Here is an 18,565-nt window from a genome sequence, read left to right on the forward strand (position 1 = left end):
GGGAGAGCTTGAATATAATGAATTTGACCCTGCGCAGGGCCGTATTGGAAGATGCAGATGCGGTTGTGGCTATATATAACTCGACGATTGCCTCACGAATGGTAACGGCTGATACCGAAGAAGTGACAACTGAAGACCGGATGGATTGGTTTTTGCGGCATACAGACGAGCGCCCGCTGTTTGTCGCTGAAGATGAGAACGGCAAAGTGGCGGCCTGGATCAGCTTTGAAACGTTCTACGGCCGTCCCGCCTACGAGAAAACAGCTGAAATCAGCATCTATCTTCATGAGGATTGCCGGGGCAAAGGCGCAGGAAGCTTTCTTCTTCAAGAAGCGCTCCGCATCGCTTCTGAAATCGGCATTCGAAATATAATGGCGTTTATTTTCGGGCATAATGTGCCGAGCATTAAACTGTTTGAAAAATTCGGTTTTACTCAATGGGGAGTGCTCCCGGGTGTTGCCGAAATGGACGGAAAACGATATGATTTGAACATTTTAGGGAGAGAGCTATCATGATCAGTATCGATAAGGAGAAAGAAGAAGGCCAACAGCAGAGCAAAAAGGCCCGTTCCCTCGCCGACATTGCGAAGTGGGGAAAGATTACCGGTGTGCTTCTTATTATCGCCGGCGCCCTTTCCGCGTTAACAGCTTTAATTACCGTACTCGGCGCCATCCCCGGTGTGCTGCTCATCATTTCAGGCGTGATGCTGCTGCGCTCGGCAAAAGCGGCCGCCAGTCTTCAGAACGGCCTCGAGGAGGATGCTGAAGAAAACATGCTCGACTATTACGCTTCATTTATCAAAATGCAGTTTTTTTACGCGGCGACGAGCATTGCTGTAGGAATTATCGGTTTTATTTTAATGATCATTGTCCTCGTCATGATCGGAATTTCCGCTTATTACAACACCGATGCCATTGATTCACCGGATTCTTATTATTACGAGAACGACCCGTTGTTTGAATAAAAAAGAGCTGATCCCGCATCAGCTCTTTTTTAATACAGCATTTCTTTTTTCCGGTCTTCTTCCGTTAAAAACTCAATAAAACTCTTCATTGCAGACGGCTCCTCGGCGATTAATCGTGTATATGCGTTTTTCCGCTCTTCAGACAAAATATCGCTCTTCCTTATCCTGTTCAGCATGTAGAGCCGGATCGTTTTCTGTATCTGTTTATGCTGATAGCCGGCTTCTTTAAAAAACGCCAGCCCCAATGCCGCCAAGAGTGCAAAAATGCCGGCCGATATGAAAGTTCCTCTGCCCGCAGGAGCCAGAAACAGCAGCGACGCCAAATGAAATAGAGAAAAAGCGGCGAGCGGGAATGCGAGGAAACGGTAAATGACGCTTTTTTTCATCAGAGGCGCTATGACAGTTTGCATCTTTTGAATTTCTTTTTTGATAAAACCCGGCAAATGTTCTGCGTGCTCAAGCTTCATACCCTCTCCCCTTTGCTGTCATTTGTCTTCTTTTTCATATATGCTTATTTTAACGCAGCTGGAACTTCCTTTGAAAGAAAACTGCACTGATCTTTGTCTTCGCCTCTTTATTCTTTCAAAATGTCAATGTTATAATTTGAAATGGGAATCAGATTGCTGCACTTAACGGAATACTAATGGGCACAGTCTTGATAAATATGATATAGCGGGGTTGCAAAGTGAGCATTTCATTTATTCTTTTCGGATTTTTTTTCGTTTTAAATATACTTTTGGGCGTGATCATGATCTTTAAAGAAAGACGCGATGCCAGCGCTTCATGGGCTTGGCTGCTTGTTCTTTTTTTTATTCCCATATTAGGCTTTATTTTATACATGTTATTCGGCCATAATCTCAGACGCAAGCACCTGTTTCAGTGGGAGGACCGCAAAAAGATCGGGATTGAAAAGCTGCTCAAATTCCAGCTCAAAGATTTGAAGTCGAGGCAGTTTCAATTTAACAACCGGGCGACTGTGGATAATCAAGATCTCATCTATATGCTTGTCATGAATAACCACGCTGTGTTCACAGAGGACAATTCGGTAGAGATTTTAACCGACGGGCGCGATAAGTTTAAACGCTTAATGAAGGATATTTCCAACGCCAAAGACCACATTCACCTGCAATATTATATTTACAAAGGTGATGAATTAGGGAAAAAACTGCGCGACGCCTTAGTAAAAAAGGCAAAGGAAGGCGTAAAGGTCAGGGTTTTATATGATGAACTCGGTTCAAGATCACTCAGAAAAAAGTTTTTCAAACCGCTGAAAGACGCGGGCGGCCATGTAGAGGTCTTTTTTCCTTCCAGGCTCCGTCCCATAAATTTGCGGCTTAATTACCGCAATCACCGCAAGCTTGTCATTATCGACGGCGGAACAGGTTATGTCGGCGGCTTTAACGTCGGGGATGAATATCTCGGACTGAACCCGAAATTCGGCTATTGGCGTGATACGCATCTCAGGATACAGGGCACGGCGGTTCATGCGATTCAGACACGGTTTATCCTCGACTGGAACCAGGCCTCCCATCACCATACGCTCACATACGTACCGAATCATTTTCCGGAATGCGAGCCGAAGGGCAGCGTGGGAATGCAGATTGTCACGAGCGGGCCGGATTCAGAGTGGGAACAGATTAAAAACGGCTATATTAAGATGATTACAACAGCCAAACGGTCGATCCTGATCCAAACGCCTTATTTTATTCCTGATTCAAGCCTTTTGGATGCTCTCAGAATCGCTTGCCTGTCTGGCATCGACGTGAAGATTATGATTCCAAATAAGCCGGATCATGCGTTCGTTTATTGGGCGACCTTGTCTTATATCGGCGATCTTTTAAAAGCCGGGGCTTCGGTCTATATTTACGATAACGGCTTTATTCACGCGAAAACGATTGTTGTCGATGATGAAACGGCTTCGGTCGGGACGGCCAATATCGACGTCAGAAGCTTCAGGCTGAACTTTGAAGTCAATGCCTTTATTTACGATGTCACCATCGCGAAAAAGCTCATCTCCTCATTTAAAGAGGATTTGCTCGTCTCAAGAAAATACACATACGAAGAGTATCAGGAGCGTTCGTTATGGATCCGCATTAAAGAATCGGTTTCAAGGCTTTTGTCTCCGATTTTGTAATTCCCGGGGTTACGCCCGGGAATTTTCATTTTCGCAATACACAATTATCGCCTGCCGCAAAAAGGCGGACAGCCCTTTTCCGTATCGGTCAATGTTCTCCGTAAACCGCTGATCGGCCGTATATAAATCGCCTAACCCCCTGAAGATGTCAGGCGTGCAGTCATAAAAAAAGGTGCTGATGTGGTTTCTGAAATCACCGACTGCCTCCTGTACCTCGGCGTCGTCCGGGCCTTTTTCCATTCTCTTCGCGATGCGTTCATAAATGGCCCCCCATTCTGACATAATGGCGCTCCAATCTTTTTGTGTATACGCGGCCGTTTTCTTCTCCGTTTCGTCTGTCATAGCTTTTCCGTACAGCGCTCTCGCTTCATCCGCATATTTCATTTGGTGCTCTTCAATTTCTTTCATGCTCAGTCCTGCAAATAACTCCCGTTTCTTCATTTCTGCTCCTCCTTCTATGGAAGCGATGGTTTTATCCGCCGTTTCAATCATTCGGTCAATTCTCTCTCTTTTTTTCAGCAAAATGTCTTTTTGGCTTTCGAGCGCGGCCTTCCTCTGAAAGGCCGGGTGATCCAGCATATTTTTTATATCCTCCAGCCGGAAGCCGATTTCTTTAAAAAATAATATGTGCTGCAGCCGCTCAAGACACGCGTCACTATACAAGCGGTATCCCGCTTTAGAAACTTCTTTTGGCGTAAGCAGTCCGATATGATCATAGTGGTGGAGCGTCCTTACGCTGACTCCCGACATATCGGCCACTTGCTTGACTTGATAGAGCATGTCATCACCTCCATAATGGAATCGTAAACGATAACGTTACGTCAGAGTCAATCACAAAAACACATTTTTATATTCAAAAGACTGCCCGAATAGTGTATAAATGAAAAGTGAGTATTTTTTTGTAAAGGAGTGCCGGTGTATTGAAGCCAGAATCTGTTAACCGTTCGCTTGTCACCATTTCTAAATGGGGGAAAGCAACAGGCATTTTATTTATTATTATGGGCGCTTTTGCGGCGCTTTCAGGAGCATTTTTCTTCTTGATCGGCGCAATTCCCGGCGTTTTGCAGATCATTGCCGGAATTTTTCTTATGCGGTCAGCAAAAGAAGCGGGGCAAATGGCAGAGCAATTCAATGAGCTGTCAGAGGAAAATATGCTTGATCATTACGCAAAGTTCGTGAAGATGCAGGGGATTTACCTCATTGTGAGCATCGGAATTTCAGTTATCGCCGTTATTCTTGTCATTATTTTCATGATGCTCGGCATCGTTGACGGCGTGTTCAATGATTTTGACACAAATACATATTAAAAGAAAATCCCGGAGCTTTGCGCCCGGGATTTTTTCTTTATTCAGCTTCTCCGACTACAGTAAAGCGCTCATTTTGATGAGAAGGTTTTTCAAGTTCATCCAATACGGCGATGGCATAGTCCGCATAGCTGATATAGCTGTCTCCTTTAGAGTTGACAGTGAATGTGTCTTTGCCTTTCTTGTATGACCCAGTACGTTTTCCGTTCGGATCAAACATAGCCGCAGGACTGAGGAATGTCCATGAGATGGAGTCTGTGTTTTCCAGATCCTCTAAATTTTTTGCCTGATTGACTGCGGTCGCCAAGTATTGCTTTGGAAATTCCGGTGTTTCAGCAAGGCGGGTGGTTTTGGCTTCATCAACGAAGAGGCTGCCGGCTCCGCCGACGACAAACAATCTTGTATCTTTCGCTTCCTTGAAAATATTGATTAATGCTCTTCCTGCTTCCACATGAAGCTGCTCCTGGCCCGCCGGAGCTCCGAACGCATTCACTACGGCATCGAATTGTTTTACATCTTCCGCTTTTAAATCGAATACGTCTTTTTCCAGAACAGTGACGCCCTGGCCGTTCACTTTTGAAGCGTCTCTCACAATCGCTGTCACATCATGTCCGCGATCTTTCGCTTCCTTTAAAATAACACTTCCCGCTTTTCCGCTTGCACCGATAATTCCAATTTTCATTTCTTTTTCCTCCTTATTTGTAACCATTTTTGTTACATCTTTGGCGGTATGAAGCCATCTCTTTTTAAGAAAAGAGATGATTCATTACATCATCAAGTGACTTGCTTGCCAATTCATTTTCCATTGCCCGCTGCACACTTCCGAACGTCTCATCGAGCGCCAGCTGAATATTTTTGCCGACCGGACACTCCGGATTCGGATTGTCGTGAACCGCAAAAAGCTCTTCCTTTTTCTGCACCGCCCTGTATACCTCTAAGAGGGAAATCTCGGACGGATCTTTTTTCAGGCTGGCACCGGGAACACCCGCCCGGGATGTGAGAATACCGGCTTTTTTCAGCTGGCTGATTGTTCTCCGCACAACGACAGGATTCGTGTTTACGCTGCCGGCAATCATATCTGAAGAGGCCCGTTCATCCATCGAGATCAGGGATAAGATATGAATGGCTACAGCAAGACGGCTGTTAATCATGTTTTTCACCACCGTTGTAACCATAATAGTTACATTTCATTAGTTTGTCAACTACTAATATACACTAAAATTCCTCAAAGGATGATATCCAGTTGGCAATAGAGGTGTAAAAAGGCCGGCGGGGCCGGCCTTGGAGGGATTAAAATAAGAAATATCTTTGTCCGAGCGGAACATAGCTGGCAGGCTGACATGACAGTTCTTCTCCGTCAGCGAATACCTGATATGTTTTCGGATCAACTTCAATGTTCGGCATCGCGGCGTTCAGCTTCATATCAAGCTTGCTCAGCTTGCGGATATGCTGCACCGAAGAAATCATTTTTTCAAGCCCCAGTTTGCCGGGTACGCCGTTTTCAATGCTCGCCTTGGACATAAAAGTAATGGATGTATTGCGGTTGGCTTTTCCGTAAGACGCGTACATCTGGCGCATAAATACAGGTTCAGGCGTCGGGATCGACGCATTCGGGTCTCCCATCTGGGCGCGCGCAATCATACCGCCTTTGAGCACAAGCTCAGGCTTGACGCCGAAGAAAACGGGGTCCCACAACACTAGATCGGCAAGCTTTCCTTTTTCGACAGAGCCGACTTCATGGCTCAAACCGTGGGTGATAGCCGGATTGATCGTGTATTTTGCGACATAGCGTTTGGCGCGCACATTGTCATTGCCGTTTTCCCCGGCAAGGGCGCCGCGCTGCCTTTTCATCTTATCGGCAACCTGCCATGTCCGGATAATGACTTCCCCGATCCGGCCCATCGCCTGCGAATCAGATGATGTCATGCTGATCGCGCCGATATCGTGAAGGATATCCTCTGCCGCAATTGTGGCCGCCCTGATGCGTGAATGGCTGAATGCCACGTCCTCAGGCACATTCGAATCTAAATGGTGACAGACCATCATCATATCAAGGTGCTCGTCCATCGTGTTGACAGTATACGGAATCGTCGGCGTTGTAGAGGACGGCAAAATATTGGCGTAGGACGCGAGCTTCATAATATCCGGTGCATGGCCTCCGCCGGCTCCTTCTATGTGATATGTATGGATGACCCGGTCGCCGATTGCATCAAGCGTATTTTCTAAGAAACCCGCTTCGTTAATCGTGTCTGTGTGGATGGCAACCTGAATATCCGCATCGTCCGCAACTGCCATACAGGTTTTAATGGCGCTTGGCGTTGTTCCCCAATCTTCATGGAGCTTCAGGCCGATGGCGCCCGCTTCCACCTGCTCAATGAGAGGCGCCTTGTCAGAAGCATTTCCTTTTCCTAAAAACCCGACATTGATCGGGAATTGCTCGGCTGCCTCAAGCATTCTCGACATGTACCATGCGCCGGATGTGCAGGTTGTCGCTTTACTGCCGGTCGCAGGGCCCGTTCCCCCGCCAAGGAGCGTTGTCACTCCTGAAGAAAGGGCGACCTCCATCTGTTGAGGGCATATGAAATGGATATGGGTATCCACGCCGCCGGCCGTTATGATTTTTCCTTCGCCGGAAATGACCTCTGTGCCGGCGCCGATGACCATATGCGGGTCAACGCCATCCATGATATCGGGGTTGCCGCTTTTTCCGACGCCGGCAATACGGCCGTCCTTAACGCCGATATCCGCTTTCACGATGCCGGTATAGTCCAAAATGACAACGTTTGTGATGACCAGATCAAGCGCTCCGTCTTTTGCCGTAATACGCCCGTTTTGCCCCATGCCATCCCGAATCGTCTTTCCTCCGCCGAAGATCATTTCCTCTCCGTAGACGGTAAAATCTTTCTCAACTTCAATCCATAAATCGGTGTCTCCGAGTCTGACCTTATCCCCTGTTGTCGGCCCGAACAGCTCTGCGTATTGCTCACGTGTCATCTTCATCGGATCGCCCCCTCCATCCATCCGGCTTTCGTAAGGTTCGATAAGGTTTTATCTTTTCCCCGTTCATCCATATAGGTGTCAGCCATGCCGTTTAACCCTCTGATCGTTTTTCTTCCGCCGATTTCAACGAGCGTAACTGTTTTCTCCTCGCCCGGTTCAAAACGGACAGACGTGCCTGAAGGAATATCCAGACGCATGCCGATCGCTGCATCCCGCTTGAAAGATAGGGCGCCGTTGGCTTCGGCAAAATGAAAATGTGAACCGACTTGAACCGACCGCGTTCCCGTATTGGTAACAGACACTTCCTTTGTTCTTCGGCCTTCGTTAATGGCAATTAACCCTTCTGCGACTTGAATGGCTCCCGGCTTCATGACTTCACCTCCGCTGTGACCGGCTGAATCGGCTGATGAACGGTAACAAGCTTGACTCCGTCGGGAAACGTTGCTTCCACCTGGATCGAGTCCAGCATTTCCGGGACGCCTTCCATGACGTCCTTTCCCGTTAAAACATGGCGGCCGGACTCCATCAGCTCTGCGACGCTTTTTCCATCCCGCGCTCCTTCCATCAGATAACAGGTCAAATATGCGGCCGCTTCAGGATAATTGAGCAAAACGCCGCGCTCTTTTCGCTGTTTAGCCAGCTCTCCCGCTGCAAAAACGAGCAATTTTTCTTGTTCAACCGGTGTTAATTTCATCTGTACTCCCCCTAAGTGATAGTCAAGCGCAATTATCTAGTTCATACCGAAAATGATGCAGGCGGATACCACCCCCTTCACCTCATGAAATGTTAAGTGATGAAAGAAATTCGACGGCCGACGGCTGAATTCCTTTTACAGAAAATTGAGATATCTGATTTTTTTCTTTTGAACAAACGTTTAATCAAATGGACAGATAACCTGAAAGTGTAATGAAAGGTAACATCTTATGTGAATATTATAAAGAAACCATTCATAATTTTATATAAAATTTTAAAAATTAGTGAAAATGAACCAAACAGAGGGTTTTTTTATCATAACTCATAACAAAAAGCCCAAAACGCTTTGGGCTTTTGTCTAATATCAGATTAATCGTTACTGAGTTTATCTTTCGTTTTCCCGACGCCTTTTTGCAGGCTGCCTTTTGCTTTATCTTTTTTTCCTTCCGCTTTTAAATCGGATTTGTCTGCCATATCACCGGCTTTGTCCTTGGCTTCACCTTTCATTTTGTTCATGCCGCCTTTTACTTTGTCTTTTAATCCATGATTGTTATCCATCATCTCTTCAGCTCCTTTTTTTAATGTGTACTTGTTTTCTTCCCTTTCGGCAATATGGTAAACCGTTCAACTGTCAGTTATTGATTTCACAGCGTTCTCCGAAGCGCAACACTTTGTAGACGGCTAATCCGTCCGACAGCTTATTTTCCGCATATTGCACCGGCAGCAGGGCAAAAAAGACATAATACGTTGAAAAATAGACAAATTGGTAAAAAAATAAGTTTGGTTCGAGGACATCCTGTATGATAAGCAGATTAATTAAAAAAATGGAAGCGAGATTAAACAGACAGCCGCCCGCATAAACAAGCGCATTCGTCAGCCGGTTATCGATCCGTAATGCACCGAACTGGCAAAAGGAATCTATGAAATAGATACGCCGGACCTGAATCGGCCCTAATTTAAAGAGGCGCTTCCCCATTCCGATATCTAACGATGCCTTGCCCCCGAATAACAAGGCCATAAAACTGTGACCGGCTACATGTATGACAGACACCATTGGCAAAATGATGAGAAAAGACATAAAAAACTTTATCATGTCATTGAATCCGAACAACAAATCCCTCCTTTCAAACTCACTCTTATTTTGCGATTTTTCCGATTTTTTCTATGTTCAAACGTAATGATGCGCAAAAAAATAACCATCTGAATCCCAGATGGTTAATCGTTATATATTGTATAAACACTCTTCTTTTTGAAGCTTCTCTCTCATGCAGATCGCTTTTTCATAAAAATACGCCGCTTCTTTATACTGTTCATGGGCGCTTGTGTAAACAGCCGCCTCTAAGGCGAAATCTTCTATATACACATACAGCGATTTTTCATTCATATAATGAAACACTTCATGAATTAAATCAAGATTGACAGATTCCAAATAAAGCGCTTGTAAAAATTTATATTTCTCTAAGCTGAATCGATCGCCGCGGTCTTTCGCGATCTTCATCCCTCTTTCATAATAAGCGAGAGCGGTTTGATCATCATGCAGTCTGAAAAGGGTGTGCGTTAAGCTGAACAGCGCCTTCGGAAGCTGTTCAAGCTGATGCTCCTCAAAGACGGGCAGCGCTTTTTTAAAGTAGCGGGCCGCTTCATCCAGCTCTCTCTTCTCAGAATAACAATTCCCCAGATTGTAAAGCGCCGATCCGATCAGGCGGGGCTGCCCTTCCAGCAAAGCTAGGCGGAGCGCTTCATCTAAATGCTCAAGCGCTTTGTCATAGTTTTTGCAGTCGATATAGTTTCCCGAGATGACGAAATGGCATTGAATTCTCCGCACTCTGTAAAAATCGTGCTCCATATACGTTTCAAGCGCCTGAATCGCGTGATTCATGGAGAAATGAGTCTGCTTCATCACATAAAAAACTTCAGACATCTTAAAGTGGAACTCTGCCCTCTCAATATCATCTTCGACAAACGAAAGTAATTTCTCAGCTTTCCGATAAAAAGAAATAGCTGAAACGTAGTTATTCTGATCGAATTCATACATGCCTCTGAATAAATGGAAATAATACTCAGATAATCCCGATATGCTGTCCGTACTTTCAATCGTTTTTTGCAGCTCGCTGTACTGGATCTGTGATTGTTCCGTGAAGTCCGGCTTGACGTAATCAAGCATAATGTGATGACGGTAGCTGATCAGCTGATAATATAACAGCAGCAGCTGGTCTTCCTCCATCTGTTGTATATCTTGGTCAATTTCCTCTTTCAGCTTTATGGCATCAGCCGCTTGAAACGTTAAAATGTGCTTGTACCATTTGTTGATTTTGACTCCAACTTGAGATGACGGAATCTCGTGTGCGGTCATGCCCCTTTCACAACCTTTTCTAATTTCTATTGGTTATATTTTATCATAATGTATGGCTTTGGAATTCATTTATCTTGATCAGCATCCATCAAAATTCCTACTTCATATATTTCGGCGGAGGCCGGGTTTTTTTGAACAAGCGCCTTCAGGTATAAAAAAGCTTGCCCCGCTCTGATCGGGCAAGCTTTTTTTCATCCGCCTATATAAGACATTTCCACTTTCTTTTTCCCGGCCGTTTTAGAAAGCGTGCGATCAATCGAATACTGATCGGTACGGTTTTTCCAGACAGAAGCGATGGCGTCCGTCAATTCATCATCAGTTAAGCCGCCGCGCACAAGCTTTCGCACATCATAGCCTCCGGAAGCGAACAGGCATGTAAACAGCTCGCCTCTGGCCGACAAGCGCGCCCTGTTGCAGGAGGCGCAAAATGCATCTGAGACTGAGGAAATCACGCCGATTTCGCCTGAACCGTCAAGGTAGCGGAACCTAGAGGCGACCTCTCCTTTATAATTCGCTTCTATCGGTTCTGTCGGCATGCTTTTATTGATCAATTCGATGATCTCCGCCTTCGTGATGACGTCTTTTTTATTCCATTGGTTCGTATTGCCGACATCCATAAATTCAATGAACCGGAGAATATGGCCCTTTTCTTTAAAATAACGCGCCATCGGCAATATGTCCTTTTCATTCACGCCCTTTTGGACGACCATGTTGATTTTCACGCCGAGATCGGCGGCTTTTGCCGCCTCAATGCCTTCAAGCACCTTGTTCACGGAAATGCCGCGGCCGTTGATGGCCTTAAATCTTTCATCCTCTAAAGAATCAAGGCTGACGGTCACCCGGTGCAGCCCCGCCTGCTTCAGTTTCTCTGCGTAGACAGGGAGCAACGATCCGTTTGTGGTCATCGCGATATCCCGAAGACCCGGAATACGCGCGAGCTTTTTGATCAATTCAGGCATATCTTTCCGCATGAGCGGCTCCCCGCCCGTCAGTCTGATTTTTTCAACGCCGAAGCGGCCGACAAACAGCTTCGCAAGCCGCTCCAGCTCTTCAAATGAGAGCAATTCTGTCTTTTGTAAAAATGGATAATCCGGTCCGAATAATTCGGCTGGCATACAGTACGTGCATCTGAAGTTGCAGCGGTCAGTGACAGAGATGCGAAGATCTCTGAGCGGTCTGTCCCTTTTGTCTGACACCCGGCGCGTTTCTGTATTCATAAGCCAAGACCCCTTTCTATTTTCCAACCCGTTCGGGATGTGTATATACATTAAATGATCCGTTTCTGACAAAACCGATCGCCGTGATGTTCAGCTCTTCCGCCATTTGCAGCGCAAGCTCGGTCGGCGCCGATTTAGAAATAACGATCGATACACCGATTTTTGCGGCTTTTAATAAGACCTCCGAGGAGATCCGGCCGCTGAAGACAATCAGCTTGTCACGGACTGGCATTCCGTTTTGCAAACAATATCCATAGAGCTTATCCAGCGCATTATGGCGGCCGATATCCGTCCGCATGAGCAGCATCTTTTCCGTATCGCACAGCGCCGCGTTATGGACGCCGCCTGTTTCTTGGAAGGTGCCGCTTCCGCTTTGCATCGTCTTCATTAATTCAAGACACGCTTCAGGGGTTATTTTGATTCGGCTGACGGCGGTTTTGGCCGTTTTGACATCCTGCTGAAAGTAAAAATGCCGGCCTTTCCCGCAGCATGAACCGATAACCCTCTTCGTATAGTCTTTTTGCTCGAGCGCTTCAGGATGCGTAAGTTCCACATACGCAAAACCGAGACTTTCATCTATTGTAAAGCTTTTAATCTCTTTTTCAAATCGAATAACGCCTTCTGACGCGAGAAATCCGATGACCAGCTCCTGTAAATGATCAGGCGTGCAGACGAGCGTAACGAATTCGCGCCCGTTCAGCATGACAGTCAATGGATACTCAGCTGCCATCCGATCTGTCGTTTTCGTTAATTCCCCTTGTTCGTAACGGTATATTTCCCTCACCGCTGTTGCTTTATCTTCCACTGTTTTCCCCTCCGCCATATCCTTCTCTTTTATTCTTCCACACTCAGCGTATTTTGTCGAATATGCGGTTTAAAAAAAGAGCCCGCTCCGGACTCTTTATGTTTCTTTATGACGCTGATTTTTGCTCAGGATAGTGAATAAAATGACTGCGGCGATAATGGCTAATATGCTGACGAAAATGAATGCGGCCAGCTTCAAAAAGATGCCGATCAGCACAAAGACCACTGCCGCCAGCACTAATATAATGCCAGCTCCTTTTAACAAACGTGTCATCTCCTTTTAGTCGTATCATTCCCGCTACCCCGGTTTCTAAACACAAAAAAGACGCCTTTCACCAGCGTCTTTTCTCAAGTCTATTCAGTTGCCAATTCCTGTGCTGCGTCATCCCAAGCCTGCTTGAATTCAGCCGCGCTGTCAGCAGAAACGTAAGTTCCTCCGCCTGCTTTGGCCGCTTGTTCAAGGTTTTCGCTTCCTTTTACACCAAAGTTAAAGCCAATGATGTTGACAATCGTGTTGACGTTCGCTTTACGGAGTTTCTGAATCTCCGCTTGAGGATTTCCGCCGCACGTTTCCTCACCGTCTGTAATTAAATAAACCACGTTTTTCCCTTTAGCTCCAAGCCGCTCAAACTCTTCTCTTGTATCAGAAAGCGCTTTTGCGATCGGTGTCCAGCCTGTCGGTTTAATTTGGCTGAGTGATTGGTCGAACGGAGACACAGAATACGGCTGAAGACCGTAAAGAGTTTCCGTTGAATTGCATGACACGGCCTTTCCGGACATTTTGTTGTTGCCTTTATGCCCGAATACCCGCAGCATCAGATTCGTATCTTCAGGAAGGACTTCTGCAAATGATTTGACCGAATCCTTTGCAACGTCAATTTTACGCTCTCCATCGGTTTTTTGGATCATACTGCCGCTTGCGTCAAACAAAACAGCAACGTTTGTTTCCTCATGCGTTTTCTCAGCCGCAAAAACAGGTGATCCGAGAGAAAGCGTCAAAAGACCGACAATCCCCGCAGTAAACATTTTTTTCATCATACTCATTCCTCTCCATTTGTTTTTCGCCGATGGGCCCCTCGGCTCTCCTTTATGCTAGATTAGGCAACAGTAAAAAGATATAGGACGAGGTGCCTCTTATGGCGATAACGGCAAACCCCCAAAAAATGGTTAATATAGACGCTTCATCCTAAAAAGATTGGATAAAATATGACAGCCTTGATGGCTTTTTTCGTCCTTTTTGTAATATAAGGCGGGAAACTGATTCTTTTTACAGTTTTCTCTTCAACTGTTTTTGAATAATTTGTTAAAATTATGACAAAAAAAAGGCGCCGAAAACGGCGCCTTTTTTTATTCCGCTAATGTACGTGCTTCCATTGTAAAAATGCGATTGATATCCTTCTTGCTTTGGGCTTCGTAGTATTTTCCTCCGCCCGCTTTGGCAATTTCATGGAGCTGGCCGTTGTAGCCTTCTTTAAAGTCAAATCCGATGACATTGACCTTAATATGATGTTTACGAAGTTCTTTTGCCGTCTGAATCGGATTTCCGCCGCATGTCTCCTCGCCGTCAGTTAAAAGATAAACCGCTTTATGACCGACTTTGCGCCCTTCGTTAAAAGAAGCCTTCGCATCTTCTAACGCTTTTGCGATCGGTGTCCAGCCCGTAGGTCCGATTCCGTTAAGGGAGTTCAAAAAGCTCTGTCTGTCAAATGCCTGGAATCCGTATACGCCGCGGATGGATTGACAAGATTGTACTTTTCCTGAATTTTTATTATTTCCTTCAGAACCGAATACCGTCATTCTGACTTGTGACTTATACGGAAGTGAGTCCGCAAAACGAACGATTTCATCTTTTGCCATGCTGTATTTAGAAACGCCGTCTATCCGTTTCGCCATACTGCCGCTTGCATCCAGCAAAATGGCGATATTTTTTTTAGGTTTGATGATTGTTTCGCTTGCTTTTTCAGCAGCAAAAGCAGGAGATGCAGCAGTCAGCAGCAATCCCAGCATGAGTATAAGTGAAAATGTTTTTTTCATCGCTCTTCCCCTTTTCAAAATGTTTCACGTTCAACGCCGAACAATTCCTATCGTATATGAGATGAAAAGGGAAATAAATAGGACGGGCTTCCTCTTTATTTTTGCGTATATTCACATAGAAGCGGCTGTTTATATCAGGAATTTCACCTGCCATGTGAGAACCGGATCACGATTGTCAGCCTTTAGGCTTTCGTTATATGAGTCTGTTGGTGCCCTCACCATTTTTGGAATAGTTTTCCGCAAAAAAAGACGCTTATTTAAGCGTCTACTTTTTTGCCATATATTTGTTTAAAAACGCGTCAGCGTCGGAAATGTCTATTCCCTGATAATAATGCTTCACAATATCCGTAACGGACTTTCCTTGCTCCGCCATGTAATTGGCGCCGTATTGGCTCATGCCGACGCCGTGGCCGAATCCTTTTGTCGTAATCGTGATGCTGCTGCCGTTTCGTTTCCATTCAAAATCGGCTGAGCGCAGACCGAGTTTTTCCCGAATGTCCCTTCCCTTCAGCTTCTTGCCGTTTATTACAGCTGTCGCGACTTGATGGCCGGGTGTTCTGGCGGTAATCTGCCCCACCGTATTTTGTCCCGAGAGCTGAACGCCGAGCTTCTGCTGAAACTCCGCAACGCTCACTGTTTGAGTGGAGAGGTATTTAGACGATTTTTTATCCCATGGGCTTTGCACGCTTTTTAAATAAGGAATGGCGCTTGTCCAATAGGCTTCTGCATTTTCTGTATAACCGTTGCTTGTAGAGAAAAAGGACGCCTCAATCGGCTTGTTGTCATACGTTAAAATTTTGCCCTGCGTGCTGGCTACCGCATTTGTAATTTTCTTCAGGTTTTGAGCGTAATGAGATCCCCATTCTTTTTTCAGCTGGCTTTTGCTTTGATAGACTTGAAACATTTGCGTGTCGTCCACAAGCGATCCTTTCGGCGCCTGGACGGCAGAGTCAGCTACCATTAGCCTGACAATAAACGTTCGGGCTGCGAGCGCCTGGGCTTTTAATGCCTCAGGTTTAAAATTTACGGGCATTTCGGAAGCCACGACTCCGATGACGTACTCTTCAAGCGGAATGTTTTCTACAGAATGTTTGGATGTCCGATAGACCGGAATAGATACAGGCGATTCTTTCAATGTCTCTGCTCCTTTTGCCTCTCTTATGGTGTGTGTTGTTCTGTGTCCGGATTCTCTGTTCAGCGCAGCTCCTTTTTCTGTCTGAAACGGAATGACAAGGAGCGTGGGCACGAGAAGAATGAGAACACATAGCCCGGATAGTAGAAATACAATTGGTTTCATATATCAGCTGCCTCCTGCTCGGGATTCGACTCTACTTCATCTTATGGGCAGGGACAAGCTAATATGACAATCCTTTTTGGACAGAATCTTTATTCCTTTTATTCACGTTAAAACGTATTCTTTTTTGCAAATCAGAGCATAATAATGATGATAAACCCTATGAAAAAACAGTATGCCAGATTGACATACTGTTTTAGAAAAATTATGCGTTTAAGTCTGTTACGACTTCTTTGTTTTCTTGCTCAGCCGCCGTTTCATCTACTACACGTTCGATGTCGGCGCCGATGCCCGCAAGTTTTTTGTGGAAGTCCACGTAACCGCGGTCTAAATGCTTCAGTTCCGTGACGCGTGTATGACCTTCAGCCACTAATCCCGCAAGAATCAGCGCCGCGCCCGCACGCAAGTCCGTAGCGGCAACTTCTGCACCTTGCAGCTGTACAGGACCGTTAATGATAACTGAACGGCCTTCAATTTTAATGTCTCCGTTCATCCGGCGGAATTCTTCAGCGTGCATAAAACGGTTTTCAAACACGGTTTCTGTAATCATGCTTGTTCCGCCCGCACGGAGAAGCAGTGCCATCATTTGCGACTGCATGTCGGTAGGGAAACCAGGGTGAGGCATCGTTTTAATGTCGATCGGTTTCAGCTGGGCAGGTCCGATGACACGAAGGCCCTCTCCTTCGTCCGTAATTTTAACTCCCATTTCTTCCATCTTAGCGATTAAAGACGTAAGATGTTCAGGAACCGCACCTTTTACTAATACGTTTCCTTCCGTAATAGCCGCTGCTACCATAAAGGTACCCGCTTCAATACGGTCAGGGATAATATTGTGTCTTACGCCGTGAAGCTTGTCGACACCTTCAATTTTAATGGTGCCGGTGCCCGCTCCGCGGATTTTGCCGCCCATTGCATTGATATAATTTGCTAAGTCAACGATTTCAGGCTCTTTCGCCACGTTTTCAAGCGTTGTCGTTCCTTCAGCTAAAGCAGCAGCCATAATCAAGTTTTCTGTCGCACCCACACTTGGGAAATCCAAATAGATTTTTGCGCCTTGCAGACGGCCTTCCACTTCTGCTTCAATAAAGCCGTTGCCTACTTTGATTTTTGCGCCCATTGCTTCAAAGCCTTTTAAATGCTGGTCAATCGGTCTTGAGCCGATCGCGCAGCCTCCCGGAAGCGCTACTCTTGAATGACCTGTACGGGCTAAAAGAGGCCCCATCACAAGCACTGACGCGCGCATTTTACGCACATATTCAAAAGGTGCTTCTGTTTCTAAAGCGTAAGAAGCGTCTACTGTAACTTCATTATTCTCAAAATGCACATCTGCTCCTAAATGACGCAACACTTCGTTAATTGTATATACATCGGAGAGCGTAGGTACATCACATATTACGCTTTTTTCTTCACTTGCTAATAAAGATGCAGCGATAACAGGTAAAACGGCATTTTTAGCTCCTTCAACCTTAACTGTGCCGTTTAACTTCTGACCGCCGCGGACGATGATTTTTTCCAAGGTATTCCCCTCCGCGTCCCTATATTCTCTATATTAATATTCAGTCGTGACGATTGGTGTGCCAACCGTAACGGTATGTTTTTCGCCCATTCCCGCATTTCTAAGCGCAATTTGCACATTCATCTTATGCTTTGATGTCATGATGTAATCTGTCCACTTACTTGTAAATGCAGAAACAGAAACGAAATGAGGCTCAACTACATGTTCAACTGGACTTGCTTCAAATTCTTTCATGATTTGATCTGCTTTTTTTTGCAAAACAATACTCATATTATCATTTAAATGACCCTTTAGACAAGTAAAAATAAATACTTTATTTTGAAATATGTCATGTGCCTGCCGTTCAAACTGTTCATATGTATCATTCCAGCTTTCCGGTTGCTCCGGGCTCATTTGCTCATATAATAAATACGAAGTTGGGTTCTGGTTTTTGAGGGTAGTGATGAGCTGCAGTTTAAAAGTTGTATGATTTTTTTTGTCAGAATACGTGCCGACAGCCTTTACGATTTTGTCTTCCTGTGCGACATCCCAACGGTATTGCGGGTTCTGCGTTTGTAATTGCTTCACTTTTTCATCAAAATCATTCAGTGACAGGTTCAAGTTTTCTTTCGCGTGCAGCGTCCATTCATCAACAGTCACCTGCTGCCGCTCCATACCCGCAGCGATTTGGGCAAGCGGTGACAGCTCACTCGCATGAATGGAATGAAACACCGCAATTAAGGCGCTTAAAAAGACAAAAAACAGAATGGCACGGCCTGCTCTTTTTTTCTTCATATCGTTCTCTCCCCCTTACTCCCATTTTTGCCGGAGCCGGGGAAAGCAATACATGGAAAACTTCGTCAAAACTCGCCAGGCGTATGAAGAAAAAATTGGTTTCTCCTCCATCCATTCCCGTCATTTCGACTGATGAAACAGCTTAAAACAAGTATGGCAGCTGCTTCGAATAGGTAAGATAATCTAAAAAGAAATTCGCGACTGCCGTTCCGATCGCAATTGTGAGAAGAATGATCAGGAGTCTGGCCTGCACCACTTTCCCTTTTCGGATCAGCGGGTCAAAGTTGACGGCTTGAAGCGCCCACCATGTAACCGCAATACATACTAAATGAATCAAAATGCTGATTGCGGCCTGCTGTCCCAATACATTCACAAATTCCATCTCCTTTCATTTTCTTTTCCGCCCCCTCACATCCTCTCTTATTATATAAGAAGATGAGAGAAAGATGATCATTTTCGCATCAGAATTTTTATCCAT

Annotated in this window: 23 protein-coding genes; 4 read left to right on the forward strand and 19 right to left on the reverse strand. The window is 45.5% G+C overall.

Annotated elements, in window-relative coordinates:
• The first annotated feature begins 23 nt into the window (after positions 1-23).
• Together KY305_RS02785 and KY305_RS02790 are read left to right on the forward strand one after the other, a co-directional pair.
• Entirely contained in the window at positions 24-515 is a 492-nt protein-coding gene (locus KY305_RS02785) for a GNAT family N-acetyltransferase (RefSeq protein WP_223061619.1), read from the forward strand.
• Positions 512-964, forward strand: a complete 453-nt coding sequence (locus KY305_RS02790; protein WP_223061257.1) for a DUF5362 family protein — start codon at positions 512-514, stop codon at positions 962-964. The genes KY305_RS02785 and KY305_RS02790 overlap by 4 nt, the downstream gene beginning before the upstream one ends.
• Positions 965-993: 29 nt before the next feature.
• Here the strand turns inward: KY305_RS02790 and KY305_RS02795 are convergent, their stop codons facing one another.
• Positions 994-1,431, reverse strand: a complete 438-nt coding sequence (locus KY305_RS02795; RefSeq protein WP_223061258.1) for a DUF5392 family protein — start codon at positions 1,429-1,431, stop codon at positions 994-996.
• Between the two features lie 218 nt (positions 1,432-1,649).
• On the opposite strand from KY305_RS02795, the gene cls reads away from it, so the two are divergent.
• Positions 1,650-3,098 (forward strand): cardiolipin synthase, encoded by a 1,449-nt coding sequence (gene cls, locus KY305_RS02800; protein WP_223061259.1) that lies wholly within the window; start codon positions 1,650-1,652, stop codon positions 3,096-3,098.
• Between the two features lie 9 nt (positions 3,099-3,107).
• Here the strand turns inward: cls and KY305_RS02805 are convergent, their stop codons facing one another.
• On the reverse strand, positions 3,108-3,878 hold the full coding sequence (locus KY305_RS02805; protein WP_223061260.1) for a MerR family transcriptional regulator: 771 nt from the start codon (positions 3,876-3,878) through the stop codon (positions 3,108-3,110).
• Positions 3,879-4,018: 140 nt separating this feature from the next.
• On the opposite strand from KY305_RS02805, the gene KY305_RS02810 reads away from it, so the two are divergent.
• Positions 4,019-4,405 carry a DUF5362 family protein gene (locus KY305_RS02810; RefSeq protein WP_223061261.1) on the forward strand — a complete coding sequence of 129 codons (387 nt, stop codon included), beginning with the start codon at positions 4,019-4,021 and terminating at the stop codon, positions 4,403-4,405.
• A gap of 37 nt (positions 4,406-4,442) precedes the next feature.
• Here the strand turns inward: KY305_RS02810 and KY305_RS02815 are convergent, their stop codons facing one another.
• The 17 genes from KY305_RS02815 to KY305_RS02895 all read right to left on the reverse strand — a co-directional run bounded on the left by KY305_RS02815 (position 4,443) and on the right by KY305_RS02895 (position 18,460).
• Complete coding sequence (locus KY305_RS02815; RefSeq protein WP_223061262.1) at positions 4,443-5,084, reverse strand: NAD(P)-dependent oxidoreductase; 642 nt, start codon at positions 5,082-5,084, stop codon at positions 4,443-4,445.
• Between the two features lie 64 nt (positions 5,085-5,148).
• Positions 5,149-5,553 (reverse strand): Rrf2 family transcriptional regulator, encoded by a 405-nt coding sequence (locus KY305_RS02820; RefSeq protein WP_223061263.1) that lies wholly within the window; start codon positions 5,551-5,553, stop codon positions 5,149-5,151.
• Positions 5,554-5,692: 139 nt separating this feature from the next.
• Positions 5,693-7,402 carry an urease subunit alpha gene (ureC, locus tag KY305_RS02825; protein ID WP_223061264.1) on the reverse strand — a complete coding sequence of 570 codons (1,710 nt, stop codon included), beginning with the start codon at positions 7,400-7,402 and terminating at the stop codon, positions 5,693-5,695.
• A complete protein-coding gene (gene ureB, locus KY305_RS02830; RefSeq protein ID WP_223061265.1) occupies positions 7,399-7,773 on the reverse strand; it encodes an urease subunit beta in 375 nt (124 codons plus the stop codon). The genes ureC and ureB overlap by 4 nt, the downstream gene beginning before the upstream one ends.
• Positions 7,770-8,096, reverse strand: coding sequence for an urease subunit gamma (gene ureA, locus KY305_RS02835; protein WP_223061266.1), 327 nt, complete (start codon positions 8,094-8,096; stop codon positions 7,770-7,772). Before ureA ends, ureB begins: the two co-directional genes overlap by 4 nt.
• Before the next feature lie 368 nt (positions 8,097-8,464).
• Positions 8,465-8,653 carry a CsbD family protein gene (locus KY305_RS02840; protein ID WP_223061620.1) on the reverse strand — a complete coding sequence of 63 codons (189 nt, stop codon included), beginning with the start codon at positions 8,651-8,653 and terminating at the stop codon, positions 8,465-8,467.
• A 73-nt stretch (positions 8,654-8,726) separates the two neighbouring features.
• Positions 8,727-9,206, reverse strand: a complete 480-nt coding sequence (locus tag KY305_RS02845) for a hypothetical protein (protein ID WP_223061267.1) — start codon at positions 9,204-9,206, stop codon at positions 8,727-8,729.
• A gap of 111 nt (positions 9,207-9,317) precedes the next feature.
• The gene (locus KY305_RS02850) at positions 9,318-10,448 is read right to left on the reverse strand and encodes a response regulator aspartate phosphatase (protein ID WP_223061268.1); all 1,131 of its coding nucleotides are present in this window, start codon (positions 10,446-10,448) and stop codon (positions 9,318-9,320) included.
• 191 nt (positions 10,449-10,639) lie between these two features.
• Complete coding sequence (gene moaA / locus KY305_RS02855) at positions 10,640-11,665, reverse strand: GTP 3',8-cyclase MoaA (protein WP_223061269.1); 1,026 nt, start codon at positions 11,663-11,665, stop codon at positions 10,640-10,642.
• A gap of 16 nt (positions 11,666-11,681) precedes the next feature.
• Positions 11,682-12,470: a formate dehydrogenase accessory sulfurtransferase FdhD gene (fdhD, locus tag KY305_RS02860; protein ID WP_223061270.1), complete on the reverse strand. Its 789-nt coding sequence runs from the start codon at positions 12,468-12,470 to the stop codon at positions 11,682-11,684.
• Between the two features lie 96 nt (positions 12,471-12,566).
• Complete coding sequence (locus KY305_RS02865; RefSeq protein WP_223061271.1) at positions 12,567-12,734, reverse strand: hypothetical protein; 168 nt, start codon at positions 12,732-12,734, stop codon at positions 12,567-12,569.
• A gap of 89 nt (positions 12,735-12,823) precedes the next feature.
• Complete coding sequence (locus KY305_RS02870) at positions 12,824-13,504, reverse strand: VWA domain-containing protein (RefSeq protein WP_223061621.1); 681 nt, start codon at positions 13,502-13,504, stop codon at positions 12,824-12,826.
• Between the two features lie 312 nt (positions 13,505-13,816).
• The gene (locus KY305_RS02875) at positions 13,817-14,503 is read right to left on the reverse strand and encodes a vWA domain-containing protein (protein WP_223061272.1); all 687 of its coding nucleotides are present in this window, start codon (positions 14,501-14,503) and stop codon (positions 13,817-13,819) included.
• Between the two features lie 265 nt (positions 14,504-14,768).
• Complete coding sequence (gene spoIID / locus KY305_RS02880; RefSeq protein ID WP_223061273.1) at positions 14,769-15,800, reverse strand: stage II sporulation protein D; 1,032 nt, start codon at positions 15,798-15,800, stop codon at positions 14,769-14,771.
• 202 nt (positions 15,801-16,002) lie between these two features.
• Positions 16,003-17,313 carry a UDP-N-acetylglucosamine 1-carboxyvinyltransferase gene (gene murA, locus KY305_RS02885; RefSeq protein WP_223061274.1) on the reverse strand — a complete coding sequence of 437 codons (1,311 nt, stop codon included), beginning with the start codon at positions 17,311-17,313 and terminating at the stop codon, positions 16,003-16,005.
• 33 nt (positions 17,314-17,346) lie between these two features.
• Positions 17,347-18,087 carry a YwmB family TATA-box binding protein gene (locus KY305_RS02890; RefSeq protein WP_223061275.1) on the reverse strand — a complete coding sequence of 247 codons (741 nt, stop codon included), beginning with the start codon at positions 18,085-18,087 and terminating at the stop codon, positions 17,347-17,349.
• A 142-nt stretch (positions 18,088-18,229) separates the two neighbouring features.
• On the reverse strand, positions 18,230-18,460 hold the full coding sequence (locus KY305_RS02895; protein WP_082791751.1) for a DUF1146 family protein: 231 nt from the start codon (positions 18,458-18,460) through the stop codon (positions 18,230-18,232).
• Positions 18,461-18,565: the final 105 nt, after the last annotated feature.

The sequence above is a fragment of the Bacillus sp. YC2 genome, from assembly GCF_019891195.1.
In the GTDB taxonomy this organism is placed as follows: Bacteria; Bacillota; Bacilli; order Bacillales; family Bacillaceae; genus Bacillus.